Source organism: Pseudomonas sp. (assembly GCF_049300855.1).
Taxonomy (GTDB): domain Bacteria; phylum Pseudomonadota; class Gammaproteobacteria; order Pseudomonadales; family Pseudomonadaceae; genus Aquipseudomonas.
The window spans coordinates 62,841-87,626 of the sequence record NZ_JBAQKH010000054.1 but is presented as its reverse complement, the minus strand read 5'-3'; the positions used below and the strand labels follow the sequence as shown (position 1 = coordinate 87,626).

Annotated in this window: 22 protein-coding genes; 11 read left to right on the top strand and 11 right to left on the bottom strand. The window is 60.4% G+C overall.

Features of this window, described 5'->3' with window-relative positions; genetic code table 11:
- Positions 1–2 precede the first annotated feature (2 nt).
- Entirely contained in the window at positions 3–2,846 is a 2,844-nt protein-coding gene (locus WA225_RS25605) for a class I adenylate cyclase (protein WP_422610144.1), read from the top strand.
- A 6-nt stretch (positions 2,847–2,852) separates the two neighbouring features.
- Here the strand turns inward: WA225_RS25605 and rnk are convergent, their stop codons facing one another.
- The 3 genes from rnk to cyaY all read right to left on the bottom strand — a co-directional run bounded on the left by rnk (position 2,853) and on the right by cyaY (position 3,962).
- Positions 2,853–3,272, bottom strand: coding sequence for a nucleoside diphosphate kinase regulator (gene rnk / locus WA225_RS25600; RefSeq protein ID WP_422610143.1), 420 nt, complete (start codon positions 3,270–3,272; stop codon positions 2,853–2,855).
- A 128-nt stretch (positions 3,273–3,400) separates the two neighbouring features.
- A complete protein-coding gene (locus WA225_RS25595; protein WP_422610142.1) occupies positions 3,401–3,625 on the bottom strand; it encodes a DUF1289 domain-containing protein in 225 nt (74 codons plus the stop codon).
- Between the two features lie 4 nt (positions 3,626–3,629).
- A complete protein-coding gene (gene cyaY / locus WA225_RS25590) occupies positions 3,630–3,962 on the bottom strand; it encodes an iron donor protein CyaY (protein WP_422610141.1) in 333 nt (110 codons plus the stop codon).
- Positions 3,963–4,179: 217 nt separating this feature from the next.
- On the opposite strand from cyaY, the gene lptM reads away from it, so the two are divergent.
- The 6 genes from lptM to WA225_RS25560 are packed head-to-tail and all read left to right on the top strand — an operon-like array spanning position 4,180 to position 8,786.
- Positions 4,180–4,353, top strand: coding sequence for an LPS translocon maturation chaperone LptM (lptM, locus tag WA225_RS25585; RefSeq protein ID WP_042561715.1), 174 nt, complete (start codon positions 4,180–4,182; stop codon positions 4,351–4,353).
- Positions 4,354–4,362: 9 nt separating this feature from the next.
- On the top strand, positions 4,363–5,610 hold the full coding sequence (lysA, locus tag WA225_RS25580) for a diaminopimelate decarboxylase (RefSeq protein ID WP_422610140.1): 1,248 nt from the start codon (positions 4,363–4,365) through the stop codon (positions 5,608–5,610).
- Positions 5,611–5,613: 3 nt separating this feature from the next.
- On the top strand, positions 5,614–6,444 hold the full coding sequence (gene dapF, locus WA225_RS25575; RefSeq protein WP_008084573.1) for a diaminopimelate epimerase: 831 nt from the start codon (positions 5,614–5,616) through the stop codon (positions 6,442–6,444).
- Between the two features lie 13 nt (positions 6,445–6,457).
- Complete coding sequence (locus WA225_RS25570; protein ID WP_422610139.1) at positions 6,458–7,183, top strand: DUF484 family protein; 726 nt, start codon at positions 6,458–6,460, stop codon at positions 7,181–7,183.
- 2 nt (positions 7,184–7,185) lie between these two features.
- Positions 7,186–8,085 carry a tyrosine recombinase XerC gene (gene xerC / locus WA225_RS25565; RefSeq protein WP_034152032.1) on the top strand — a complete coding sequence of 300 codons (900 nt, stop codon included), beginning with the start codon at positions 7,186–7,188 and terminating at the stop codon, positions 8,083–8,085.
- Complete coding sequence (locus tag WA225_RS25560; RefSeq protein WP_422610138.1) at positions 8,082–8,786, top strand: HAD family hydrolase; 705 nt, start codon at positions 8,082–8,084, stop codon at positions 8,784–8,786. Before xerC ends, WA225_RS25560 begins: the two co-directional genes overlap by 4 nt.
- Before the next feature lie 200 nt (positions 8,787–8,986).
- On the opposite strand, the gene sutA is transcribed toward WA225_RS25560, so the two are convergent.
- The 4 genes from sutA to glnK all read right to left on the bottom strand — a co-directional run bounded on the left by sutA (position 8,987) and on the right by glnK (position 11,771).
- Positions 8,987–9,313, bottom strand: coding sequence for a transcriptional regulator SutA (sutA, locus tag WA225_RS25555; protein WP_007920420.1), 327 nt, complete (start codon positions 9,311–9,313; stop codon positions 8,987–8,989).
- A 102-nt stretch (positions 9,314–9,415) separates the two neighbouring features.
- On the bottom strand, positions 9,416–9,841 hold the full coding sequence (locus tag WA225_RS25550; protein ID WP_102901435.1) for a secondary thiamine-phosphate synthase enzyme YjbQ: 426 nt from the start codon (positions 9,839–9,841) through the stop codon (positions 9,416–9,418).
- A gap of 215 nt (positions 9,842–10,056) precedes the next feature.
- Positions 10,057–11,394 carry an ammonium transporter gene (locus WA225_RS25545; protein ID WP_064116402.1) on the bottom strand — a complete coding sequence of 446 codons (1,338 nt, stop codon included), beginning with the start codon at positions 11,392–11,394 and terminating at the stop codon, positions 10,057–10,059.
- A gap of 38 nt (positions 11,395–11,432) precedes the next feature.
- Complete coding sequence (gene glnK / locus WA225_RS25540; RefSeq protein ID WP_002555808.1) at positions 11,433–11,771, bottom strand: P-II family nitrogen regulator; 339 nt, start codon at positions 11,769–11,771, stop codon at positions 11,433–11,435.
- A 414-nt stretch (positions 11,772–12,185) separates the two neighbouring features.
- Between glnK and WA225_RS25535 the strand changes: the two genes are divergently transcribed.
- Both WA225_RS25535 and WA225_RS25530 read left to right on the top strand, forming a co-directional pair.
- Entirely contained in the window at positions 12,186–12,446 is a 261-nt protein-coding gene (locus WA225_RS25535) for an accessory factor UbiK family protein (protein WP_007920416.1), read from the top strand.
- A gap of 791 nt (positions 12,447–13,237) precedes the next feature.
- On the top strand, positions 13,238–14,731 hold the full coding sequence (locus WA225_RS25530; protein ID WP_422610137.1) for a YifB family Mg chelatase-like AAA ATPase: 1,494 nt from the start codon (positions 13,238–13,240) through the stop codon (positions 14,729–14,731).
- Here WA225_RS25530 and WA225_RS25525 read toward each other — a convergent pair.
- The 3 genes from WA225_RS25525 to WA225_RS25515 all read right to left on the bottom strand — a co-directional run bounded on the left by WA225_RS25525 (position 14,728) and on the right by WA225_RS25515 (position 19,239).
- On the bottom strand, positions 14,728–15,942 hold the full coding sequence (locus tag WA225_RS25525) for an aldose 1-epimerase family protein (protein WP_422610136.1): 1,215 nt from the start codon (positions 15,940–15,942) through the stop codon (positions 14,728–14,730). The genes WA225_RS25530 and WA225_RS25525 overlap by 4 nt on opposite strands.
- A 215-nt stretch (positions 15,943–16,157) precedes the next feature.
- Positions 16,158–18,134, bottom strand: a complete 1,977-nt coding sequence (locus WA225_RS25520) for a methyl-accepting chemotaxis protein (protein ID WP_422610135.1) — start codon at positions 18,132–18,134, stop codon at positions 16,158–16,160.
- Positions 18,135–18,318: 184 nt separating this feature from the next.
- Positions 18,319–19,239 carry a LysR substrate-binding domain-containing protein gene (locus WA225_RS25515; protein WP_422610134.1) on the bottom strand — a complete coding sequence of 307 codons (921 nt, stop codon included), beginning with the start codon at positions 19,237–19,239 and terminating at the stop codon, positions 18,319–18,321.
- 159 nt (positions 19,240–19,398) lie between these two features.
- Between WA225_RS25515 and WA225_RS25510 the strand changes: the two genes are divergently transcribed.
- The gene (locus WA225_RS25510) at positions 19,399–20,793 is read left to right on the top strand and encodes a NorM family multidrug efflux MATE transporter (RefSeq protein ID WP_422610133.1); all 1,395 of its coding nucleotides are present in this window, start codon (positions 19,399–19,401) and stop codon (positions 20,791–20,793) included.
- Between the two features lie 47 nt (positions 20,794–20,840).
- Here WA225_RS25510 and WA225_RS25505 read toward each other — a convergent pair whose 3' ends face one another.
- Positions 20,841–22,514 (bottom strand): putative bifunctional diguanylate cyclase/phosphodiesterase, encoded by a 1,674-nt coding sequence (locus tag WA225_RS25505; protein WP_422610132.1) that lies wholly within the window; start codon positions 22,512–22,514, stop codon positions 20,841–20,843.
- Between the two features lie 262 nt (positions 22,515–22,776).
- Between WA225_RS25505 and rep the strand changes: the two genes are divergently transcribed.
- Positions 22,777–24,786 (top strand): DNA helicase Rep, encoded by a 2,010-nt coding sequence (rep, locus tag WA225_RS25500; RefSeq protein ID WP_201236314.1) that lies wholly within the window; start codon positions 22,777–22,779, stop codon positions 24,784–24,786.

The following is a 24,786-nucleotide window of genomic DNA, read 5'->3' as shown; positions in this document are numbered from 1 at the left end:
ACATGACGCGCACCCACGAAATCCGCCCCGACCTGGACGAAGGCATTGACCGCAAGGTCCTCAGCCAGCTGCGCGCGCGTTTTCTCAAACTCAATGAAGGCCGCCTGGGCCGCGCCCTCGAAGGGTTGTCGCCACGCCAACAGAGCGTGCTGACGCTGTTGCCGTTGTTCTTCCACGTCAATCATCCGCTACTGCCAGGTTATGTCTCGGGCAGCACGCCGGCCGGCCTGTCGAATTACGAGCCGGACGCCAATGTGCTCACCGAAGCCCAGCGCCTGACCCGTTCGTTCTCCTATAAACCGCGCCACGGCAGCAACCCGCCACGACCGGTTCATGGCCTGTTCCTGATGGGCAGCCTCGGCACGCTGGCTCAGGCCGATCAGAGCGACATGGACGTGTGGGTCTGCCACGCACCGGACCTGAGCGACAGCGAACTCAGTGAGCTGAGCAAGAAGTGCCAGTTGCTGGAAGCCTGGGCCGCAAGCCAGGGCGCCGAGGCGCATTTCTTTCTGATCGACCCGGTGCGCTTCGTCAAAGGTGAACGCGACACTCAGCTCAGCTCGGAAAACTGCGGTAGCACTCAGCACTATCTGTTGCTCGACGAGTTCTACCGCACGGCGATCTGGCTCGCCGGGCGCACGCCAATCTGGTGGCTGGTGCCGGTTTACGAAGAAACCGCCTACGACCTTTACACCCACACCCTGCTGTCGAAGCGCTTCATTCGCGCCGACGAAACCCTGGATCTCGGCCATCTGGCGACGATTCCACCGGGAGAGTTTATCGGCGCGGGTTTGTGGCAGTTGTTCAAAGGCATCGAGTCACCCTACAAATCAGTGCTCAAACTGTTGCTGACCGAGGTCTATGCCAGCGAACACCCGCACGTGCAGTGCCTGAGCCTGCGTTTCAAAAAAGCCGTGTTCGCCAACCAGCTCGATCTCGATGAGCTGGATCCGTACATGGTCGTGTACCGGCGCATCGAGGAATACCTCACCGCGCGCAACGAGCCGGATCGGCTGGAGTTGGTGCGGCGCGCGTTGTACCTCAAGGTCAACCGCAAGCTCACCGGCAACAGCCGCAGCCAGGGTTGGCAACGTTTGCTACTGGAACGGCTGGCCAGCGAATGGCATTGGGATCAGCGGCAACTGGCGTTGCTGGATAGCCGCAGCCAATGGAAAGTGCGTCAGGTCAGCGCCGAACGCCGTGCGCTGGTCAACGAGCTGAATTACAGCTATCGCTTCCTGACCCAGTTTGCCCGCACCGAGCAGACCGTCAGCCTGATCAATAAACGCGATCTCAACGTCCTCGGTCGCCGGCTCTATGCCGCCTTCGAGCGCAAGGCCGACAAGGTTGAGTTCATCAACCCCGGGATCGCCCCGGATCTGGCCGAAGACACATTGACGCTGGTGCAATCGCGCAACAAAAAGGAGCCGGGACAAACCCAGTGGGGCCTGTATAACGGCAGCCTCACGGCACTTGAGTGGGAACACTTCGCACCGATCAAGCGCAGCCGCGAACTGCTCCAACTGCTGACCTGGTGTCACCGCAACGGTGTAATCGACAGCAGCACGCGCCTCGCTTTGCATCCCGGCACCAGCGACCTGAGCGAGTTCGAGCTGTTCAACCTGCTCGGCAGCCTGCAACAGTGCATCGCCCTGCCCCTGCCTACAGTGGCCGAAGAGCCGTTGCTGCGCGCCGCGGTGCCGAGCGAAGTGCTGCTGCTGGTCAACGTCGGCGTCGATCCGCTCAAACATCACCGCGACCTGAATATCCTGATGACCACCGAGCGTACCGACTCGCTGAGTTACGCCGGGGTGCGCGAAAACCTCGTGCTGACGCTGGATCAGGTCACGCTCAACAGCTGGAACGAAGTGCTGGTCAACCGCTTCGACGGGCCGCATGCCCTGCTCGATTGCCTGCGTGATTACCTCAACAATCTGCCGCGCGGGCCATTGCAGCCGTCGTTGAAGGTTCGTTGTTTCTGCCACAACCGCGCGCAGTTCATTGCCCGTCGGGTCGAGGAAATCGTCGACACCGCACAGAACCTGTTGCTCAGCGAGCTGAACCACCGCTATCTGATTCAAGTGCAGCAGCATTATCACGTGCTGGAGTTGGTGCCGGGCCAGGTCAACCACGTCGCCCTCGCCACCCTGCCGGCCCTGCTTGATTACCTGGGTGAAGAACAGCCGCGTTACAGCCCGCTGCACCTCGACCCAATGGCGCTGGAAGATCACGATCTTGCGTTGATTCTGCCGATGGGCCAGCCGGAATGCATTCAAGTGTTCTACCGCATCACCGAGCAGCAGGCCGAGTTGTACGTATTGGATGAGTTCAATGCGCTGTGGCAGCAACATTTGCCTTATCACGACGAGCAGAGTCTGCTGGTGCCGTTGCAGCGTTTCCTGCAATCGATCCTGTTCCGCCGCGAGGCCGTGCTGCCGATGGACGCCGGCCCCGATGTCCGCCTCGAAACTTTGTATTACCAGTTATTGCCTTCCGGCCCGGGGCGCGCGCGCCGGGTCGAAGCGCGACCAGCCCCGCAGACGCCCGCCAACAAGCCGTTCTACGACGTACAGGCGATCGTCGGCAAAGCCGCACCGGGCGAAGTGCAGGTCACCCTGTATTGCAATCAACGGGAATTCAGCGAACTGGAACATGGCGACCAGCTATTCAGCGTGGTCGCCCGAGAGATCGTCGAGCAGCGCCGCGACAGCGAACGCTATCGCTGCTACATCACCGACCTCGACCTTTCGGGCCTGCTCGGTGACGGGCAGAGTTCAAGCAATCTGTATCTGCGCTACAAGGCTGACCTGGAGCGCGCTCTGAACGAGGCACTCGAACAGGTCTGAGGCGGGTTACTCGGGGAACGCGCCACCGTTGGCCGGCTGCGATTCGACTTCGAGCAAGGTCAGCTTGAGGGTCTTGCCACCTGGTGCCGGCCAGTCGATGTGCTGACCGACCTTCAGGCCCAGCAGCGCACTGCCGACGGGTGCCAGGATAGAGATCTTGCCTTCATCGGCGTTGGCATCCTTGGGATAGACCAGCGTCAGGTGGTAATCCTTGCCGCTGCCTTCTTCGCGGCAATGCACGCGGGAATTCATCGTCACAACATCGGCGGGCACTTCATCGTGGCCGACCACGTCGTCGGCACGGTCCAGCTCGGTTTGCAGCGCAATCACGCCCGGCGCAGCCTGGTCTTTATCGTTCAGGTTGTCGATCAGGCGCTCCAGACGTTGCACGTCCAGACGGGTAAGGGTGATGGAAGGTGCGGTCATGATCCGGGCAGACTCCTTTCTTCTGCACACAAAAAAAGCAAAACCCCGCCAAAAAAGACGGGGTTTTCACCGGGCCTCGATGGGTTGAGGCGTGTTCGGACACTATCACAGCTCAAAAAATATACAAGTCACGCCCCGTCGCACTGCTTGCGCCGGGACGCCTGCGCGCAAATCACTCGCCGCCGCTCATCGTCCGCCGAACGCCATTCGCGAATGTCCTCGACATGGCGGAAGCAGCCGAGGCAAACCTTCTGCTCATCCAGCCGACACACGCCGCTGCACGGCGAAGGCACGGCCGGGCTGATGTTGCTGTAAAGCGGCTTGGGCGGACGAACAGGCGCGGTGTCAGTCACGAAATCACAGACCTTCGAAGTCGAAGTCGGCGCCAGCCTGCTGCTTGACGATGCGCTCGAGCATTTCGCCCAGTTGCTCTTCGCTCTTGTCACACATCCAGCGCTCGCTTTCTTCGTCGTAGTCGAAGTGGAAACCACCGGACACCGCCGCCAGCCACAGCTGACGCAGCGGTTCCTGGCGGCTGAAAATCAGCTGCGAGCCGTTTTCGAACTTGACGGTGAGGACACCCGCCGAGTTCTCCATGTCGATATCCAGGGCGCTTTCGTCAAAGATGTCTTCCAGTTTTTCCTGGGTTTCATCGACCAGATCGTGGAAACGCGCTTCGGACAAACTCATTGTGGCAACCTCAAAAAATGTCTGATCAGGCTCAAGCGCCGCAAGATACGGACGCTGCCAGCCGATTGCAAAGATTAACGACCAAGCACCGTTTTCCATCCCACAGGGATATGGGTGCATTTAAAGAGCCCCGCCGGACGGGAACCCCCTCGCATAGGCAAGCTGCCGGGTGGCCGGTATACTCCGGCGCAATTAACGCATTTTCAAGGATTTCGCCATGAAGCGCCTGATCTCTTCCCTTGCTGCGCTCGTCGCGGTTGCCTGCCTCGTTTCGGCCTGTGGTCAAAAAGGCCCGCTGTACCTGCCGGATGACGATCAGGACCCGGCCGAGCAAGCCCAGTCTTCGCAAAAGCAGCCTGCCTCGAAAGCACACAAGCACGACGTTTACTAAGGGATCGCCATGGACGCTTTTAACTACCGTGGCGGGGAACTGTTCGCGGAAGGTGTGGCGCTGTCCGCCATCGCCGACCGCTTCGGCACGCCCACCTACGTTTACTCGCGCGCGCACATCGAAGCCCAGTATCTGGCCTACGCCGATGCGCTGGCCGGCATGCCGCACCTGGTCTGCTTTGCGGTCAAAGCCAACTCCAACCTCGGCGTATTGAATGTCCTGGCCCGTCTCGGCGCCGGTTTCGACATCGTTTCCCGTGGCGAGCTGGAGCGTGTACTGGCTGCTGGCGGTAGCCCTGACAAAATCGTCTTCTCCGGTGTCGGCAAGACCCGTGACGACATGCGCCGTGCGCTGGAAGTCGGCGTGCACTGCTTCAACGTCGAATCCACCGACGAGCTCGAGCGCCTGCAAGTCGTGGCTGCCGAACTGGGCGTTCGCGCACCGGTTTCGCTGCGGGTGAACCCGGACGTCGATGCCGGCACCCACCCGTACATTTCCACCGGTCTCAAAGAGAACAAGTTCGGCATCGCCATTGCCGACGCCGAAGACGTGTACGTGCGTGCCGCGCATCTGCCGAACCTGGAAGTGGTCGGTGTCGACTGTCACATCGGTTCGCAACTGACCACGCTGCCGCCGTTCCTCGATGCGCTTGATCGCCTGCTCGATCTGGTCGATCGCCTCGGCGATTGCGGCATTCACCTGCGCCACATCGATCTCGGTGGTGGTTTGGGCGTGCGTTATCGCGATGAAGAGCCGCCATTGGCTGCCGACTACATCAAAGCCGTGCGCGAGCGTCTCAACGGTCGTGATCTGGCGCTGGTGTTCGAGCCGGGCCGCTTCATCGTCGCCAACGCCGGCGTGCTGCTGACGCAGGTCGAGTACCTCAAGCACACCGAACACAAAGACTTCGCCATCGTCGACGCGGCGATGAACGACCTGATCCGCCCGGCGCTGTATCAGGCGTGGATGGACGTCACCGCGGTCAAACCGCGTGACACTGCCGCGCGCCAATACGACATCGTCGGCCCGATCTGCGAAACCGGCGACTTCCTCGCCAAGGACCGTGAGCTGGCGCTGGAAGAAGGCGACCTGCTGACCGTGCATTCGGCCGGTGCCTACGGTTTTGTGATGAGTTCCAACTACAACACTCGTGGCCGTGCCGCTGAAGTGCTGGTAGACGGAGACCAGGTTTTTGAAGTGCGCCGCCGCGAAACCGTGGCCGAGCTGTTTGCCGGCGAAAGCCTGCTGCCGGAGTAACCCATGCTGCTGCGTTTTACTAAAATGCACGGCTTGGGCAATGACTTCATGGTTCTCGACCTGGTCAGCCAGCACGCGCATATTCAGCCAAAGCACGCCAAGCAATGGGGCGACCGCCACACCGGTATCGGTTTCGACCAGTTATTGATCGTCGAGGCGCCGAGCAACCCGGACGTGGATTTCCGTTACCGGATCTTCAACTCCGACGGCTCGGAAGTTGAGCAGTGCGGCAACGGTGCGCGCTGCTTCGCGCGCTTCGTGCTCGACAAGCGTCTGACCGCGAAACGGCAGATCCGCGTCGAGACCAAGGGCGGCATCATCGAACTGGACGTGCGTAACGACGGCCAGATCGGCGTGAACATGGGCGCCCCGCGTCTGGTGCCGGCGGACATCCCGTTCGAAGCGCCGGCGCAAGCCATCAGCTATCAGCTGGAAGTCGACGGCACCACGGTCGAACTGGCCGCCGTGTCGATGGGCAACCCGCACGCCGTCTTGCGCGTGCAGGACATCAACAGCGCACCGGTGCATGAGCTGGGGCCGAAAATCGAACACCATCCGCGCTTCCCGGCGCGGGTCAACGTCGGTTTTCTCCAGGTCATCGACCGTAACCGTGCGCAGTTGCGCGTGTGGGAACGCGGCGCCGGGGAAACCCAGGCCTGCGGTACCGGCGCGTGTGCAGCGGCTGTCGCTGCGATCAGCCAGGGGTGGATGGATTCGCCACTATTGATCGACCTGCCCGGCGGGCGTCTGTCCATTGAATGGGCAGGCCCTGGCCAACCGGTGCTGATGACCGGTCCGGCAGTGCGTGTATACGAAGGACAAGTACGTCTTTGAGTGAGCAGAAACCATGACCGATAAGCCTCAGGTACCCGCCCGACAGTCCGACGAATCAGCGTCCGAGAGCCTGGAGGCGGCAGCGGTTGCCGCATACCTCGAGGCTCATCCGGACTTCTTCGTCGAGCACGAAGAACTGTTGCCCGCCATGCGCATTCCCCACCGACGCGGTGACACCGTGTCGCTGGTTGAGCGGCAGATGACCATCCTCCGTGACCGCAACATCGAGATGCGTCATCGCCTCTCGCAGTTGATGGACGTCGCCCGCGACAATGATCGCCTGTTCGACAAGACCCGCCGCCTCATTCTCTCGCTGATGGATGCCGCCAGCCTGGAAGACGTGGTGATCAGCGTCGAAGACAGCCTGCGCCAGGACTTTCAGGTGCCTTTTGTCAGCCTGATTCTACTGGGCGACAACCCGGCGCCGGTCGGTCGTTGGGTTACTCACGCTGATGCACAAGTCGCCATCGGCGGCCTGCTCACCGAAGGCAAAAGCGTCAGCGGCAGCCTGCGCGAGCACGAACTGGATTTCCTCTTCGGCGAAGAACAACGCAAGCAAATCGGTTCCACCGCCGTGGTCGCGGTCAGTCATCAAGGCATCCACGGCATTCTGGCGATCGCCAGCCGTGATCCGCAGCACTACAAGAGTTCGGTCGGTACGCTGTTCCTCAGCTACATCGCCGAAGTCATGGGCCGCGTGCTGCCACGGGTCAACAGCTCCCTGCGCTCGGTACGCTGAGCATGGAACGACAACTGGACGCTTACTGCGAACACCTGCGCAGTGAGCGACAGGTGTCGCCGCACACACTGTCGGCTTACCGCCGCGACCTCGATAAAGTCCTTGGCTGGTGCGTCAAACAGAACATCGGCAGTTGGGCGGCGCTGGATATTCAGCGCCTGCGCAGCCTGATCGCTCGTCTGCATGCACAAGGTCAGTCCTCGCGCAGCCTCGCCCGCCTGCTCTCGGCGGTGCGCGGGCTCTATCACTATCTCAATCGCGAAGGCCTTTGCGACCACGATCCGGCGACTGGCCTGGCGCCGCCGAAAGGCGAACGTCGCCTGCCCAAAACCCTCGACACCGACCGTGCGCTGCAATTGCTTGAAGGTGCGGTCGAGGATGATTTTCTTGCGCGCCGGGATCAGGCGATTCTGGAGTTGTTCTATTCCTCCGGCCTGCGCCTTTCCGAACTGACCGGGCTCAATCTTGATCAACTTGATCTGGCCGACGGCATGGTCCAGGTGCTCGGCAAGGGCAGCAAAACCCGTTTGCTGCCGGTGGGCAAAAAGGCCCGCGAAGCGATCGAACAGTGGCTGCCGTTGCGGGCGATGACTAATCCTGCGGACGATGCCGTGTTCGTCAGCCAGCAAGGCCGACGCCTTGGCCCGCGAGCGATTCAGGTGCGGGTCAAACTGGCCGGCGAACGCGAATTGGGGCAGAACCTGCACCCGCACATGCTCAGGCACTCCTTCGCCAGCCACTTGCTCGAATCCTCACAGGATCTGCGAGCGGTGCAGGAATTGCTCGGCCACTCCGACATCAAGACCACGCAGATCTACACCCACCTGGACTTCCAGCACCTGGCGGCGGTCTACGACAGCGCCCACCCACGGGCCAAACGCATGAAAGGCGATGATTCATGAGCATCCAGTTGATCACTTTCGACCTCGACGACACCTTGTGGGACACCGCCCCGGTGATCGTCAGTGCCGAAGCGGTATTGCGCGAATGGCTGAGCGAACATGCGCCGAATCTGGGCGCGGTGCCAGTGGAGCATTTGTGGGCGATTCGTGAGCGCGTGCTGGCCAACGAGCCGGGACTCAAGCATCGGATCAGTGCGCTACGTCGGCGGGTGTTGTTTCATGCGATGGAAGACGCTGGATATGCCCATGGCGAAGCTACCGACCTGGCAGACAAGGGTTTTGAAGTGTTTCTGCATGCGCGGCATCAGATCGAAGTTTTTCCTGAAGTCGAGCCAGTGCTGGAGATTCTTGCCAATCACTATGCGCTTGGCGTGGTCACCAATGGCAATGCCGATGTGCGTCGGCTGGGGCTGGCGGATTACTTCAAGTTTGCGTTGTGCGCGGAAGATATCGGCATCGCCAAACCGGATGCCCGGTTGTTTCATGAAGCGTTGCAGCGTGGTGGCGCCACGGCTGAAACCGCCGTGCACATCGGTGACCATCCGGGTGACGACATTGCCGGCGCACAGCAGGCCGGATTGCGGGCGATCTGGTTTAACCCGGCAGGCAAAGCCTGGGAAGCGGATCGTCTGCCGGACGCTGAAATTCGTAGCCTGACTGACTTGCCAGCAGTGCTTGCACGCTGGAATGCCCAACACTGACCCTGAATTTACATCATTCCCTGTGGGATCTGGCTTGCCAGCGATGAGGTCTGCACATTCAACATCAAAGTTGTCTGGCAGGCCGCCATCGCTGGCAAGCCAGCTCCCACAGGATCTCCATCGCTGCCCTCAAGCGTTTATTCCAGGCATGAAAAAGCCCGCAGCGACGGCGGGCTTTTTCAGCAAGCCAGCGGCACGCCTCAGATAGGGCGGCTGCCGTACTTGTTGTCCGGCTTCTTCGGCGGATCGGCGACCACATTGGCCTCCACTTCCTGAACCTTGCCGCCACGCGACAGGAACTCTTCCATGGCCTTGGCCAGGGCGTCGCGTTCCTTGTTCTTGGCTTCAATGCTCGGCAACTCGTCTACCGACACCGCAGCCTTGGCTTTGCCTTTGGCAGCCGGGGCCGGCGTATCGTCGCCACCATCGTCGTCAGCAACGTCTTCCGCTGCTGCTTCCAGACCTTCCTCGGCCTCGTCTTCGTCGCCTACTTCGAGGTCGTCGTTTTCCAGATCATCGTCGCTCATGTTCTACCTCATGACTTGCGAAAAGCAGATTAGTTATAGACCAGCTTTGGCAACTGTCGAAAGTCGCCGTTAAAAAATCAGTAACCATTGGTGACCAACGGTTTATGCCCCTTCACCGTGCAAGGTGGCGAGGACTTTTCGAGCGCCGCCGTGATCACGATGCTCGCCCAGATAAACGCCTTGCCAGGTCCCCAGTGCCAGGCGACCGGCCGAAACCGGCAGACTGATCTGGCAACCAAGCACGCTGGCCTTGAAGTGCGCCGGGAGGTCGTCCAGGCCTTCGTCGTTATGCTCATAGCCGTCTGTTCCTTGTGGGATCAGACGATTGAAAAATCGTTCGAAGTCGCGACGGACCGCCGGATCGGCGTTCTCGTTGATGGTCAACGACGCCGAGGTATGCTGCAGCCACAAATGCAACAGACCGACCCGGCACTCCCTGAGTTCAGGCAGCCCTTTGATCAACTCGTCCGTTACCAGATGAAAGCCCCGGGGCCGTGCCCGCAGGGTTATCAGAGTCTGTTGCCACATACAGTTCTCCGCACGTTCGGGGCGCATTCTAGCGCGCTCTGGGAAAAAACAAAGGCCCTAATATTCCTGCAATGATGTAAGCCATTGGCCGCAGAAAAACGCTCGTCGTAAACACGACTAAAGCCGTACGAAAAATCCTTTCAGCTGCTCTCTCTGCGACAAATTCCAGACAAAAAAATGCCCGGCGAACCGGGCAAGTTTTTTAGTGCGCGTACTTACAGGTTGTAGCCGCGTTCGTTGTGTTGTGCCAGATCGAGGCCGACCGACTCTTCTTCCTCGGTCACACGCAGACCCATGACGGCGTCGAGGACCTTGAGGATGATGAAGGTGACTATCGCGGTGTAGATCACCGTGAAGCCGACGCCTTTGCACTGAATCCACACTTGTGCGGCGATGTCGGTCACAGTGCCGAAGCCACCCAGCGACGGCGCAGCGAAAACACCGGTCAGAATCGCACCGAGGATACCGCCGATACCGTGTACGCCGAACGCGTCCAGGGAGTCGTCATAACCGAGTTTGCGTTTCAGGGTAGTGGCGCAGAAGAAGCACACCACGCCCGCCGCCAGACCGATCACCAGTGCGCCCATCGGGCCCACGGTGCCGGCAGCCGGAGTGATCGCGACCAGACCGGCAACCACACCCGAGGCGATGCCCAGTGCGCTAGGCTTGCCGTGAGTGATCCACTCGGCAAACATCCAGCCCAGTGCGGCAGCGGCGGTTGCGATCTGGGTAACCAGCATCGCCATGCCGGCGGTGCCGTTGGCAGCCGCAGCGGAACCGGCGTTGAAGCCGAACCAGCCGACCCACAGCATCGCCGCGCCCATCAGGGTGTAACCGAGGTTGTGCGGCGCCATCGGCGTGGTCGGGAAGCCTTTGCGCTTGCCCAATACCAGGCAGCAGATCAGACCGGCCACACCGGCGTTGATGTGCACCACGGTGCCGCCCGCGAAGTCGAGCACGCCCCAGTCCCACAGCAGGCCGCCGTTGCCGGACCAGACCATGTGCGCAATCGGTGCATAAACCAGGGTGAACCAGATGCCCATGAAGATCAGCATCGCGGAGAACTTCATCCGCTCGGCGAACGCACCGACGATCAGCGCCGGGGTGATGATCGCGAAGGTCATCTGGAAGGTGACGAACACTGCCTCGGGGAACAACGCCGCAGGCCCGGTCAGGCTGGCTGGCGTGATACCGGCGAGGAACGCCTTGCCGAAACCGCCGACGAAGGAGTTGAAGTTGACGACGCCCTGCTCCATGCCGGTGGTGTCGAACGCGATGCTGTAGCCATAAATGACCCACAGGACGCTGATCAGACCGGTAATGGCGAAGCACTGCATCATCACGGAAAGAATGTTTTTCGAACGAACCATGCCGCCGTAGAACAGCGCCAGGCCCGGGATGGTCATGAACAGCACGAGGGCTGTCGAGGTGAGCATCCAGGCGGTGTCGCCGGAATTGAGGACCGGGGCCGCCACTTCGTCTGCCGCCATAGCAAGGCCGGGCATTACGATAGACAACAGGGCTCCTAGCCCTGCGAATTTACGCAGAGTCATATTGTTTTCTCCTGGGGCGTTGGGGTTTGTGGCGGCGTTTAAATCGCGTCGGTATCGGTTTCGCCGGTACGGATGCGAATCGCCTGTTCCAGATTGACCACGAAGATCTTGCCGTCACCGATCTTGCCGGTGTTGGCCGCTTTGGTTATCGCCTCGATAACCCGATCCAGATCCTTGTCGTCGATGGCCACGTCGATTTTCACCTTGGGCAGAAAATCGACCACATATTCCGCGCCGCGATACAGCTCGGTGTGACCCTTCTGCCGGCCGAAGCCTTTGACTTCAGTAACGGTAATGCCCTGCACGCCGATTTCGGACAGCGACTCGCGCACGTCGTCCAACTTGAACGGCTTGATGATGGCAGTGACTAGCTTCATGAAAACTCTCTCCCGAATTGGTGGACTTGCCCCAGGAAAACAAACCCGACTCAAGTCTAAGCGCAGTGCCTGGCTTTGTAACGCATCGTCGGCCGTACCTGCCCGACTGACGCCAGCTAACCGCTGCCGACGAAACTCCCCGCTTCGTCTGCCGCACTGCATTCGTCACAGCGACTGCATCAGTGCATGGGTCGTAGGTGACTAAGCAGAAACCTTGCCATCTCGCCAAAAACCCCTGATTTCAATCCCTTGGCCGCTGCCGCAAGCCATCCCGTGCAAAAGGCCCTGCGGATACGCACAACAACGGTGCGTTGCCGTCCGTCCGCCTGCGCGAAAAGCGTGCATCCCTGACCACGAGATTGACTATAGACACTGCGTGATACACTGCCGGCCATTGTTTCCAGGACATCCACCATGCTCGCGCCCAAAGACTTCCTCGACGCCCTGAGCGGCACCGCCTCCCGCCTGTTCAGCGGCGACACCCCGCTGCCGAAAGCCGAAATCGAAAGCCAGTTCAAGATGCTGCTGCAAAGCGCCTTCAGCAAACTCGACCTGGTCAGCCGTGAAGAATTTGATAGTCAGATGGTTGTGTTGGCGCGTACTCGTGCACGCCTCGAGAGCCTTGAAGCCAAGGTTGCCGAGATGGAAGCGAAGCTGACGCCGCCCGCCGAGTAAAACTGCAACGCCTGAGCAAAAATTCCTTCAATTTTGCTAATGGAAATTAAACCGCTCCTGCCGAAGCAGGAGCGGTTTCCGTCAGATCAATCCTTACAACGAATTATTCCAACGGTCTCGCAGAATCTCGTACAGGCGAAAAGCCCATAACGCGATCCTGACGAGGCGCCACATATGTTTAAGAAACTTAGACATACTTTGGCCCTCCTTGCGTGGGGCCAAACCTCCGATGCACTTTCCGGCGTACGAACACCTTCGGGACTGCACGTGAGCGTGTCCGCTAAGGCGGCCGGTTGTGGGCTCCCCAAAAACAGCACCGGCACGGGTCTCACACCGTGTCGAGGAACATGAAATCTTTAGGCTCCCGACCACACTTTACGAATACTCAATGCGTGGGCATCGTCGACTCGGATTTTATTGCAAGCTCCCAGAGGCAATTTAAACAAGGTGTATCAAGCCATGAAGCTCGTGGTCGGAAATGAATAAAACAGTCCACTCCAGAACCGGGTTGATAAGCGAAGGATGACTTTTGCACTTGCACCCTTGAGCAAAGGTGCATAGTCTCAGCGAACGTGAGTGTGTCCGCTAAGGATGCGCAGGCATTGGCCTCACCGAAGCCTGCATACAAAAAAACCGCCTACTCAAGGCGGTTTTTTTACGCTTGAAAGTTACTGTCTCCTGCAACATCCGGTGAAAAATCGCTCATAGAACCCACCTACCAACATCCCCTCCCCCGACTACCCTTCTAACACCCGCAGGAAGCGGCCCCCGATTCAGCTCAAGGAACGACCATGTCCCTCTCCATCGTCCACAGTCGCGCCCAGATTGGCGTGGAAGCCCCCGCTGTCACCGTCGAAGTCCATCTGGCCAACGGTCTGCCGTCGCTGACCATGGTCGGCCTGCCCGAGGCGGCGGTGAAGGAGAGCAAGGATCGGGTGCGCAGCGCGATCATCAATTCCGGGCTGCAGTTTCCGGCGCGGCGGATCACTTTGAATCTGGCGCCGGCAGATCTGCCCAAGGATGGCGGGCGATTTGATCTGGCGATTGCCTTGGGGATTCTGTCGGCGAGTGTGCAGGTGCCGTGTCTGACGCTGGATGATGTGGAATGTCTGGGTGAGTTGGCGTTGTCCGGCGCAGTACGAGCGGTGCGCGGCGTGTTGCCGGCAGCGTTGGCGGCGCGCAAGGCTGGCCGGGCGCTGGTGGTGCCGCGGGCGAATGCCGAGGAAGCGTGCCTGGCTTCGGGGTTGAAGGTGTACGCGGTGGATCATCTGCTGGAAGCAGTGGCGCATTTCAACGGACATACGCCGGTGGAACCTTATGTTTCGGACGGCTTGATTCATGCCGCCAGACCCTATCCCGATCTCAACGAAGTGCAGGGGCAAATGGCAGCCAAACGCGCACTGCTGATTGCGGCGGCGGGAGCGCACAACCTGTTGTTCAGCGGGCCACCGGGGACCGGCAAGACGCTGTTGGCCAGTCGCTTGCCGGGATTGCTGCCACCGCTGTCCGAATGCGAAGCGCTGGAAGTGGCGGCGATTCAATCAGTCGCCAGCGGCGCGCCGCTGACTCATTGGCCGCAGCGTCCCTTCCGTCAACCGCACCACTCGGCATCCGGGCCGGCACTGGTCGGTGGCAGCTCAAAACCGCAACCCGGCGAAATCACCCTCGCCCATCACGGCGTGCTGTTTCTCGATGAACTGCCGGAGTTTGATCGCAAGGTGCTGGAGGTACTGCGCGAACCGCTGGAGTCGGGGCATATCGTGATTTCCCGAGCCAAGGATCGCGTGCGCTTTCCAGCGCGATTTCAGTTAGTGGCAGCGATGAATCCGTGTCCCTGTGGATATCTTGGCGAGCCGAGCGGCAAGTGTTCGTGTACGCCCGATATGGTGCACCGTTATCGCAACAAACTGTCGGGACCGTTGCTGGATCGGATCGATCTGCACCTGACGGTCGCGCGGGAGGCGACAGCGTTGAATCCAGAGGTGAAACCAGGAGAGGACAGTGCCAGTGCGGCGGCCGTCGTGGCCGAGGCACGGGAACGCCAGCAGAAACGTCAGGGTTGCGCCAATGCGTTCCTCGATCTGCCGGGGTTGAAGCGGCACTGCAAGTTATCCACAGCCGATGAAACCTGGCTGGAGTCCGCCTGTGAGCGACTGACGTTGTCGCTGCGCTCGGCCCATCGCCTGCTCAAGGTCGCCCGCACTCTGGCAGACCTCGAGCAAGTCGATGCAATCAAACGCGAACACTTGGCCGAGGCGCTGCAATATCGACCGGCGACACCTTAATGCCCGGTCAGATCAACCAGCGGCGTCTGCCGCACTTCGGTCTCGCGCCCGGCCTGAATCCCGGTCACGCGCTTCAAGGCGTTATCCACAGCGCCTTTGTCCGCAAGCAGGCTGTAGCTGATCTGGAACTGTTTGTGTTCTTTCGGTGCAATGGTCGGCACCAGATTCAGCGGACGCTGATAGCGACGGTTGTAGGAAAAACTGGTGCCCGGCTCCAGCCCGGTGACATAGCCCTGGCCTTGAGTGTCAGTGTTTTTCCATAGGGAAAACACCGGCAACTGCTGGGTATTGAAGCCGACGGAGACGCCGAGGCTGCCAGCCTTGTTGTGCAAAACGGTCAGGGTTTCACCTTTCGCGTCGCCATAGGGCACAACGTTATAGACGGTTTCGTCATAGTCCTTGGTCGGCGCGCGATAGGTCTGCCAGTCAGCCAGATCGCCTTTGGCCTTGTCGTTGAACGGCGAGACCTGTTTCACCGGTGCAGCAAAACGCGCGCCCTGCTCGAGGAACGGCGTACTGAAGTTGCTGTGGTACAGCGCCTGGTATTCCTTCGGATAGTCGCCGTTGTTGGTCAGCGTATCGTTGAGTGCAAAGCGCACGCTGCCGGGCTCGGTGACCAGCTCAGTGACGACCGAGAAGTCGACTTTCTTGAAGGCCTGCTCTTTCAGCTCGCCGCGCAGACTGATGGCATAGGGCGGTTTTTCGTCAATGTGCAGGGTGACGGTGCTAGCCGGAATGTTGGCAGCGCGGCCGTGCAGGGTCAGCAGTTCGCCATTATCGATGCCGGGATGGCCGACCCACTCATAACCGCAGCGGGCGACCAGTTCATTGAAACCTTCCAGCCAGCCAAGCCCGCCGCGCCCATTCAATTCTATGAAGGCCGGGTTGACCACGTCCTTGACCGGTGAATCCCAACCCATACGCACGTTGCCGACAGAGGCTTGCAAGACATTCATGCCTCGTGTTGGCACCACCGAGAGTTTCATTGTGCCGTTATCGATATCAACAATGCTGACGCCTTCCTGCCGCCCACCGTGCAAGGTGCGCAGGCTTACGGAGAAGGGTTTGTCGGTTTTCACGCCGAGTTGCTCACTGGTGATCGTCCAGTTTTGCGCGGGCTTGTTGGTGTCGAGAAGGACGTAATCCCAGGCCATGGCGTGGGAAGCAGCAGTAAATGCGCCGAGGGCGACGGCGAGTTTGAGCGGGGTCATGGCAGCAGCCTTTATTGGAGTTGTGCCATTTTTATAGCGCTGCGGAAACGTTTCAGCAAGTGTATTAGATCGACAGATTGCATGTTCTGCCGAGGATCTTCAGTGATGCAATCGCGAGCAGGCTCGCTCCCACAGGGGATCCGGGTCTTCACAAAATCTGTGATTCGCACCGGACACTGTGCGAGCCTGCTCGCGAAAGCTATATCAAGGCTGTATCAACGGAATCGATCAACCTCGGAACGCAAATCCGCCGCCAGCTTTTCAAGCTCTTTCGCGGTAACAGCCAGGTTCGAAACAACCTCACGCTGCTCACTGTTAGCCAACGCAATGCTTTGCAGGTTACTGCTGAGCAACGTCGCAGTGCTGCTCTGTTCCTGAGTCGCTGTGGTAATCGCGGCAAACTGCTGCCCCGCCGAACGGCTCTGTTCATCGATTCGCGCCAGCGCCGACGCTACATTGGCGTTGCGCGACAGGCCTTCCTGCATCAGCACATTGCCCTGCTCCATGGTGCTGATCGCGTTGCCGGTTTCCTGCTGGATGCTGTGGATCATGCTGGAAATTTCATCAGTCGCCTGACGAGTCCGCGAGGCCAGGCTGCGCACTTCATCGGCCACCACGGCAAAGCCACGACCCTGCTCACCGGCGCGGGCTGCCTCGATTGCAGCGTTGAGCGCCAGCAAATTGGTCTGCTCGGCAATCGAGGTGATCACGCCGACGATGCCGCCAATTTCCTGCGAACGCTGACCGAGGGTGTTGATCACGGTGGCGGTGCTGTTCAGGGCGCCAGCAATTTGCTCCAGCGACGACGACGCTTCTTCCATCGAGCTGCGACCAATCTGCGTTTGCTGGGCGTTTTCCTGCGCCAGACGCTGGGTTGCGCCCATGTTGTCGGCGATGTTCAACGAGGTCGCGCTGAACTCTTCCACCGCGCCGGCCATGCTGGTGATTTCGCCGGACTGCTGCTCCATGCCTTCGTAGGCACCGCCGGACAAACCGGACAGGGCCTGCGCACGGCTGTTGACCTCTTCCGAAGAGCGGCGGATGTGCTCGACCATGGTCGACAGCGCCTGACTCATCTGGTTAAACGCGCGCGACAACTGACCGATTTCGTCATTGCTCGACACGTTCAGGCGCACGCTCAGATCACCAGCGCCCAAAGCTTCCGCCTGACGCACCAGATCGCTCAATGGTGCCAGCTTGCTGCGCAGCAACCACACAACGGAACCCACCGCCAACAGCATCGCCAACAGACTGCCAATGGCCAGTTGCGTGCCGACGCTCCAGGTCACTGCACGGATCTCGGTTTTCGGCATGCTCGCCACCACCGACCAGGGCCCGCCGTCGAACGGCACAGCAACGCTGTAGAAATCCTCGGATTTGTCAGCCCAGAACTGACCTTTGCCCGGCGTCTTGGCCAGACCAGTGATCACCGGAATCGCCTGATCCTGCGCCTGCACACCGGCTGGCGCGACCAGCCATTTGCTCTGCTCGTCGAGCAGCGCCAGCGAGCCGGTCTGACCGATGCGGAAACGCTTGAGGTTGTCGAACTGGGCGTTCTGCGCGTCGGTGTAATCGAAGCCAACGAACAACACCGCAATCACCTTGCCGCTGCCGTCACGCACCGGCGTGTACTGAGTCATGTAGGAGCGCTCGAACAACAAGGCTCGACCGACGTAACTTTGTCCTGCCATCAGCTTCGCGTAGGCCGGGTGCGCGTGGTCAAGCAAGGTGCCGATGGCGCGCGTGCCGTCCTGTTTGGTCAACGAGGTGCTGACCCGCACGAAGTCTTCGCCGCTGCGCACGAACAGTGTGGCGACGCCGGCGGTCATCTGCTTGAACTCGTCGACCTCCTTGAAGTTGTTGTTCAACACTTCGCTGCCCAAGTGCAGACCCGGGGTCTGGGTGCCAGCCACCGTGACTGGCTCATCGGCGTGAATGCTCAAGCCGGCGCTGAAGCGCTTCTCGAACAACCCGCTCAGGCGCTGGGTGCTTTCCCGTAGCGTGCCGTGGAAGGTGCTCAGTTGGTCGGCCAGCAGCCGCGCCTCACTGGCCAGATGCTCTTCACGGGTGGCGAGGTTGGCGGTATCCAGCGAACGCAGGGCGAACACCGTACTGCCGCTGATGACAATCGCCAGTATCACGGCGAGCGCGAGGCCCAGCTGCGAGGCGATCCGAGCGCGAGGTTGAGACATGGACAGCTCCTGGCCGAGCCACGGGATCCTCCTTGATCTCGACTCGGATAATTTTCTAATAGTGGGGGTGAAGCGTGGAGACCGGCACGACGGTTCCACATGCTCATAGTCGGCGATGAAAGCGAATACTTGAGCGCGCCACGTGGGTATGGCGTAAGGCCGGCATTGTGGCGGCTCGAACGTTTCAGCTCAAGCGCGCCACCGCTGGCAGCGTCATGGCGCGGACTTCGCCTTGCAAGAAGTCGCTGAGGCGGCGCAAACGTTCACCTCCGGGACGGGTTTTTGGCCACACCAGGTAATAATTCAGTCCGCTGGCGACCGCCGTCGGCCACGGCAGACTCAGGCGTCCTTGCGCGACGTCCTCGGCGACCATCAACAGATCGCCCATCGATACCCCGTAACCGCGCGCCGCTGCGATCATGCCCAGTTCCAGCGTGTCGAAGACTTGCCCGCCCTTGAGCGACACCTGATCGGACAGCCCCATGTGCTCCAGCCAGCTGCGCCAATCACGACGGTCAGGCGTCGGATGGAGCAACTCAGTGGAGGCCAGCCGAGCCAAATCCCACGGTTGATCATTCAGCAGGTTCGGTGCGCCGACCGGGATCAGTTCTTCCGGAAACAACAGACTCGCCTCCCAATCCGGGGGGAAATGGCCATCGCTGAGCAACACCGCGCAGTCGAAAGGCTCATCGTTGAAATCCACCGAATCAACATCCATCCACGCGCTGGTCAGTTGTACTTCGTTGCCCGGCTGCAAGTGGCGGAAACGACTGAGCCGCGCCAGCAACCAACGCATGGTCAGGGTCGACGGGGCCTTCATGCGCAAAATATCGTCTTCGGCACGCAAGGTGTTGCAGGCCCGCTCCAGTGCACCGAAGCCTTCGCGGACGCCCGGCAACAGCAAGCGCGCGGCTTCAGTCAATTGCAGATTGCGTCCGCTGCGATGAAACAGCCGACAGGCAAAGTGATCTTCAAGGGTTCGAATATGCCGACTCACCGCACTCTGAGTAATCGACAGTTCCTCGGCAGCCCGGGTGAACGAACTGTGTCGCGCCGCCGCTTCAAATGCGCGCAGGGCATACAAGGGAGGAAGGCGACGAGACATACAGAAAGCTCCTATAGCGGGATGCAGCCAGCCTGACAGAATCTTCTCAGGATGAGTTTTAATCATGCCACCCATCCTTTTTATCCCTTTGTGCAAAGCCTGCCAAGGCCTGAGAATCGACGGTCTCCTGTTCCCTCTGAAAGTTGAGTGGTGATGACCATGCAGCATCCTGTGCGTACCGAACTCTGGGCCATCCTGCGGCTGGCAGGGCCGTTGATCGCTTCACAGTTGGCGCACATGCTGATGGTGCTGACCGACACGTTGATGATGGCGCGCCTGAGTCCCGAAGCGCTGGCCGGTGGCGGTCTCGGCGCGGCGAGCTATTCGTTCGTGTCGATTTTCTGCATCGGCGTGATTGCCGCGGTTGGCACGCTGGTGGCGATTCGCAAGGGTGCCGGCGACATCATCGGCGCGGCGCGTCTGACCCAGGCCGGGTTGTGGCTGGCGTGGCTGATGGCGCTGGGCGCCGGGTTGCTGCTGTGGAACCTGGAACCGGTGTTGCTGCTGTTCGGCCAGACCGAAACCAACGTCAACGCTGCCGGGCAATTCCTGGTTGCCCTGCCCTTCGCCCTGCCCGGCTACCTCAGTTTCATGGCGCTGCGCGGGTTCACCAGTGCGATTGGCCGGGCGACGCCGGTGATGGTTATCAGCCTGGCCGGCACCGTGGCCAACTTCCTGCTCAATTACGCGCTGATCACTGGCATGTTCGGCCTGCCGAAAATGGGTCTGACGGGCATCGGACTGGTCACGGCGATCGTCGCCAATTGCATGGCGTTGGCGCTGGCCTGGCATATTCGCCGGCATCCGGCCTATGACGCTTATCCATTGCGCGAAGGCTTGTCGCGACCCAACCGACAGTACCTGAGAGAACTCTGGCGCCTCGGCCTGCCAATCGGCGGCACCTACGCGGTGGAAGTCGGTTTGTTCGCATTTGCGGCGTTGTGCATGGGCACCATGGGCAGCACGCAATTGGGCGCGCACCAGATTGCTCTGCAAATCGTTTCGGTGGCGTTCATGGTGCCGGCGGGTATGTCGTACGCGATCACCATGCGCGTCGGTCAGCATTACGGCGCCGGGCAATTGAGCGATGCGCGGATGTCCGGGCGGGTCGGGATCGTCTTTGGCGCCGTGGTCATGCTGGGTTTTGCCATGGTGTTCTGGTTGCTGCCAAATCAGTTGGTCGGGCTGTTCCTCGATCACAACGATCCGGCGTTTGCCGAGGTGATTCGCCTCGCGGTGAGCCTGTTGGCAGTGGCCGCGTGGTTCGAGCTGTTCGACGGCACGCAGACGATTGCCATGGGCTGCATTCGCGGGCTCAAGGATGCGAAAACCACGTTTCTGGTCGGGCTCGCTTGCTATTGGCTGATTGGTGCGCCGGCAGCGTGGTGGATGGCGTTCCATTTGAACTGGGGGCCGACGGGCGTCTGGTGGGGATTGGCGCTGGGGCTGGCGTGTGCGGCGGTGAGTTTGACGCTGGCGTTTGAGTGGAAGATGAAGCGGATGATTCGGCTGGAGCCGCAATCTCGGGGCTTCAACATCCCTCAACCTGAATGAAGTTCCCCTGTGGGAGCGAGCAAGCTCGCTCCCACAGGGTTATGTGCTCAGCTCACGATTTCGAGGGCTGACTGCTGGCTTGAGCCGAAGGTTAGATATTCAACCAGTTCCGCCAACGGCAACGGCCGGCTGATCAGATATCCCTGCACCTGATCGCAACCAAACCCGCGCAGCAGTTCCAGTTGCTCCGGCGTCTCGACACCTTCGGCAACCACTTCCAGATGCAGGTTGTGCGCAAGGTTGATCATCGCGTGCACCAGTTTGCGGTTCTCTTCGCGCTGCTCCATACCGCCGACGAAGCTCTTGTCGATCTTCAGCAAGGTGATCGGCAGGCTGTTGAGGTGCACGAACGACGAAAAACCGGTACCGAAATCATCCAGCGAGAAACGCACACCGAGGCGGCCGAGCGCGTCCATGGTCTGCTTGACCAGATCGCTGCGGCGCATCACCGCGGTTTCAGTCAGTTCGAACTCCAGCCATTGCGCTTCGACGCCCCGCTCAGCGATCAAGCGGCTGAGCGTCGGCAACAACTGGCTGTCCTGAAACTGGCGGAACGACAGGTTGATCGCCATGTGCAGCGCCGGCAGACCACGCTCGCGCAGCGCCTGCATGTCGCGCAGGGCCCGGGAAATCACCCAATAGCCCAGCGGCACGATCAAGCCGCTCTGCTCGGCAAGCGGCACGAATTCGCTCGGCGGCAGCAGACCGCGCTCGCCGTGACGCCAGCGCACCAACGCTTCGAGGCCGACAATCTGCCCATCCTCAAGATTCAGGCGTGGCTGGTAATGCAGTTCCAGTTCATCGCGACGCAAGGCCCGGCGCAGCTCGCTTTCGAGGTCGGCCATGCTCCGTGCATTGCGGTTGATGCGTTCGTTGAAGATGTGAAAGGTGCAGCCCTGTGTGCTTTTGGCTTGCTGCATGGCGATATGTGCATGCCACATCAGCGGATCGGCGCCGCCCTGTGCGCGAGCATGGGCGATGCCGAGGCTGGAGCCGATCAGCAGACTTTCGCCATCGACCCAATAGGGTTCGGCGAGTGCTTCGGTGATGCGTTCGGCCATCCACTCGGCGCGTTGCGGCGCGCGGCGGGTGTCGATCAGCAAGGCAAATTCATCGCTGCCAAGGCGCGCCAGTTGGTCGCCCGCCTCAAGCTGACTTTTCAGCCGCGCAACCACTTGCAGGATCAAGCGATCACCCGCCTGATGGCCGAGGGCGTCGTTGGCGTGACGGAAGTTGTCGAGATCAAGATGCCCGAGGGCCAGACCGCGCCCGTCGTTTTCCGCGAGGCGCGCCGTGAGCAAGGTCTGGAAACCCTGGCGATTGGCAATGCCGGTCAGCGGATCCTGTTCGGCGAGGCGTTGCAGCGTGGTTTCGAGAACGCCGCGTTCGCGCACATGGCGCAGGCAACGGCGCAGCATGCCGGCGTCGAGGGCATCGAACACCAGCCAGTCACTGACGCCAACCGGTGCGGTGTCCGGTTCGTGCTCCAGCAGCAACACCGTCGGCAGGCTGCAACGGCCCGGTGCCGGTTGCAATGCCGGAAGGGTCAACAACACCGCATTGCGGTTGTCTTCGAACAAACTGCTGACCGAGTCCCAGCTCGGCGCGCTGATCAGCACTGCCGCGCTCCCCATTGGAGTCAGACACTCGCGCAATAACGCTGTCCACGCTGGCTCTTCGGCCAGTAGCAGCAAACGCAAGGGTTCGACAGGCGTAGACAAGCTAGCTCCCTAGACTCTGCAAAGATGTGGGCGGGGCATTATGCCGTTGCGATGTTCAATGACCAAATGACAACGGTTATCAAAACGTTATTTTGTGTCACGAATGAGAACATTAGCCGCAAAATCACCGCGCATCCTCCGCGAAAGTAACAAAACCGGCAAATTTGAATCGCGTGGTACGTCACAAGTCGGAGAGAGCAGCACAATTCTCTGAGCCTGTTAAAATGCCGGCCCATTTCGTCAACGACTCCCGAATTTTCGTATGTCCCGACTCAATCCCCGGCAGCAAGAAGCCGTGAACTACGTCGGCGGCCCTCTATTGGTGCTCGCCGGTGCTGGCTCCGGCAAGACCAGCGTGATCACGCGCAAAATCGCGCACCTGATCCAGAACTGCGGCATCCGTGCCCAGTACATCGTCGCCATGACCTTTACCAACAAGGCCGCGCGTGAGATGAAAGAGCGGGTCGGCACCCTGCTGCGCGCCGGCGAAGGACGCGGCCTGACGGTCTGCACCTTCCACAACCTCGGTCTCAACATCATCCGCAAGGAACACGCGCGGCTGGGCTACAAACCCGGCTTCTCGATCTTCGACGAGACCGATGTAAAAGCGCTGATGACCGACATCATGCAGAAGGAATACGCAGGCGAAGACGGCGTCGACGAGATCAAGAACATGATCGGCGCCTGGAAAAACGACCTGATCCTGCCGCCTCAGGCGCTGGAGAACGCGCGCAACCCCAAGGAACAGACTGCCGCCATCGTCTACACCCACTATCAGCGCACGCTGAAAGCGTTCAACGCGGTGGACTTCGACGACCTGATCCTGCTGCCGGTAAAACTCTTCGAAGAACACGCCGACATTCTCGAAAAGTGGCAGAACAAGGTCCGCTACCTACTCGTCGACGAATACCAGGACACCAACGCCAGCCAATACCTGCTGGTGAAAATGCTTATCGGCACGCGCAACCAGTTCACCGTGGTAGGTGACGATGACCAGTCGATCTATGCCTGGCGCGGCGCGCGGCCGGAAAACCTGATGTTGCTCAAGGACGACTATCCATCGCTGAAAGTGGTGATGCTCGAGCAGAACTACCGCTCGACGAGTCGCATCCTGCGCTGCGCCAACGTGCTGATCTCGAACAACCCGCACGAATTCGAAAAGCAGCTGTGGAGTGAGATGGGCCACGGTGACGAGATCCGCGTGATCCGCTGCCGCAACGAGGACGCCGAAGCCGAGCGCGTGGCCATGGAAATCCTCAGCCTGCACTTGCGCACCGACCGTCCGTACAGCGATTTCGCCATCCTCTATCGCGGTAACTATCAGGCCAAGCTGATCGAGCTGAAGTTGCAGCACCACCAGGTGCCGTATCGCCTGAGCGGCGGTAACAGCTTCTTCGGCCGTCAGGAAGTGAAAGACCTGATGGCCTACTTCCGCCTGATCGTCAATCCGGATGACGACAACGCCTTCCTGCGAGTGATCAACGTGCCGCGCCGCGAAATCGGCTCGACCACCCTGGAAAAACTCGGCAACTACGCCACCGAACGCAAAATCTCGATGTACGCCGCCACCGACGAAATCGGTCTGGGCGAACATCTCGACAGCCGCTTCACCGATCGCCTGTCGCGCTTCAAGCGCTTCATGGACAAAGTGCGCGAGCAGTGCGCCGGCGAAGACCCGATCTCGGCGCTGCGCAGCATGGTCATGGACATTGACTATGAGAATTGGCTGCGCACCAACAGCTCCAGCGACAAGGCGGCCGATTACCGGATGAGCAACGTCTGGTTCCTGATCGAGGCGTTGAAAAACACCCTCGAGAAGGACGAAGAAGGCGAAATGACCGTCGAGGACGCGATCGGCAAACTGGTCCTGCGCGACATGCTTGAGCGTCAGCAGGAAGAGGAAGATGGCGCCGAAGGCGTGCAAATGATGACGCTGCATGCGTCCAAGGGTCTGGAATTCCCTTACGTGTTCATCATGGGCATGGAAGAAGAAATTCTCCCGCACCGCTCCAGCATCGAAGCCGACACCATCGAAGAGGAACGCCGCCTGGCCTACGTGGGCATCACCCGCGCGCGCCAGACCCTGGCCTTCACCTTCGCCGCCAAGCGCAAGCAGTACGGCGAGATCATCGACTGCGCGCCGAGCCGCTTCCTCGATGAGCTGCCGCCGGACGATCTGGCGTGGGAAGGCAACGACGACACACCGACCGAAGTCAAAGTCGTGCGCGGCAACAGCGCATTGGCTGATATACGCGCGATGTTAAAGCGCTAG

What these genes read in the sequence shown, in the direction of transcription:
- WA225_RS25605 (WP_422610144.1), top strand. Translation starts at nt 3, where the DNA reads ATGACGCGCACCCACGAAATCCGCCCCGACCTGGACGAAGGCATTGAC.
- rnk (WP_422610143.1), bottom strand. Translation starts at nt 3,272, where the DNA reads ATGACCGCACCTTCCATCACCCTTACCCGTCTGGACGTGCAACGTCTG.
- cyaY (WP_422610141.1), bottom strand. Translation starts at nt 3,962, where the DNA reads ATGAGTTTGTCCGAAGCGCGTTTCCACGATCTGGTCGATGAAACCCAG.
- lptM (WP_042561715.1), top strand. Translation starts at nt 4,180, where the DNA reads ATGAAGCGCCTGATCTCTTCCCTTGCTGCGCTCGTCGCGGTTGCCTGC.
- lysA (WP_422610140.1), top strand. Translation starts at nt 4,363, where the DNA reads ATGGACGCTTTTAACTACCGTGGCGGGGAACTGTTCGCGGAAGGTGTG.
- dapF (WP_008084573.1), top strand. Translation starts at nt 5,614, where the DNA reads ATGCTGCTGCGTTTTACTAAAATGCACGGCTTGGGCAATGACTTCATG.
- WA225_RS25570 (WP_422610139.1), top strand. Translation starts at nt 6,458, where the DNA reads ATGACCGATAAGCCTCAGGTACCCGCCCGACAGTCCGACGAATCAGCG.
- xerC (WP_034152032.1), top strand. Translation starts at nt 7,186, where the DNA reads ATGGAACGACAACTGGACGCTTACTGCGAACACCTGCGCAGTGAGCGA.
- WA225_RS25560 (WP_422610138.1), top strand. Translation starts at nt 8,082, where the DNA reads ATGAGCATCCAGTTGATCACTTTCGACCTCGACGACACCTTGTGGGAC.
- sutA (WP_007920420.1), bottom strand. Translation starts at nt 9,313, where the DNA reads ATGAGCGACGATGATCTGGAAAACGACGACCTCGAAGTAGGCGACGAA.
- WA225_RS25550 (WP_102901435.1), bottom strand. Translation starts at nt 9,841, where the DNA reads ATGTGGCAACAGACTCTGATAACCCTGCGGGCACGGCCCCGGGGCTTT.
- WA225_RS25545 (WP_064116402.1), bottom strand. Translation starts at nt 11,394, where the DNA reads ATGACTCTGCGTAAATTCGCAGGGCTAGGAGCCCTGTTGTCTATCGTA.
- glnK (WP_002555808.1), bottom strand. Translation starts at nt 11,771, where the DNA reads ATGAAGCTAGTCACTGCCATCATCAAGCCGTTCAAGTTGGACGACGTG.
- WA225_RS25535 (WP_007920416.1), top strand. Translation starts at nt 12,186, where the DNA reads ATGCTCGCGCCCAAAGACTTCCTCGACGCCCTGAGCGGCACCGCCTCC.
- WA225_RS25530 (WP_422610137.1), top strand. Translation starts at nt 13,238, where the DNA reads ATGTCCCTCTCCATCGTCCACAGTCGCGCCCAGATTGGCGTGGAAGCC.
- WA225_RS25525 (WP_422610136.1), bottom strand. Translation starts at nt 15,942, where the DNA reads ATGACCCCGCTCAAACTCGCCGTCGCCCTCGGCGCATTTACTGCTGCT.
- WA225_RS25520 (WP_422610135.1), bottom strand. Translation starts at nt 18,134, where the DNA reads ATGTCTCAACCTCGCGCTCGGATCGCCTCGCAGCTGGGCCTCGCGCTC.
- WA225_RS25515 (WP_422610134.1), bottom strand. Translation starts at nt 19,239, where the DNA reads ATGTCTCGTCGCCTTCCTCCCTTGTATGCCCTGCGCGCATTTGAAGCG.
- WA225_RS25510 (WP_422610133.1), top strand. Translation starts at nt 19,399, where the DNA reads ATGCAGCATCCTGTGCGTACCGAACTCTGGGCCATCCTGCGGCTGGCA.
- rep (WP_201236314.1), top strand. Translation starts at nt 22,777, where the DNA reads ATGTCCCGACTCAATCCCCGGCAGCAAGAAGCCGTGAACTACGTCGGC.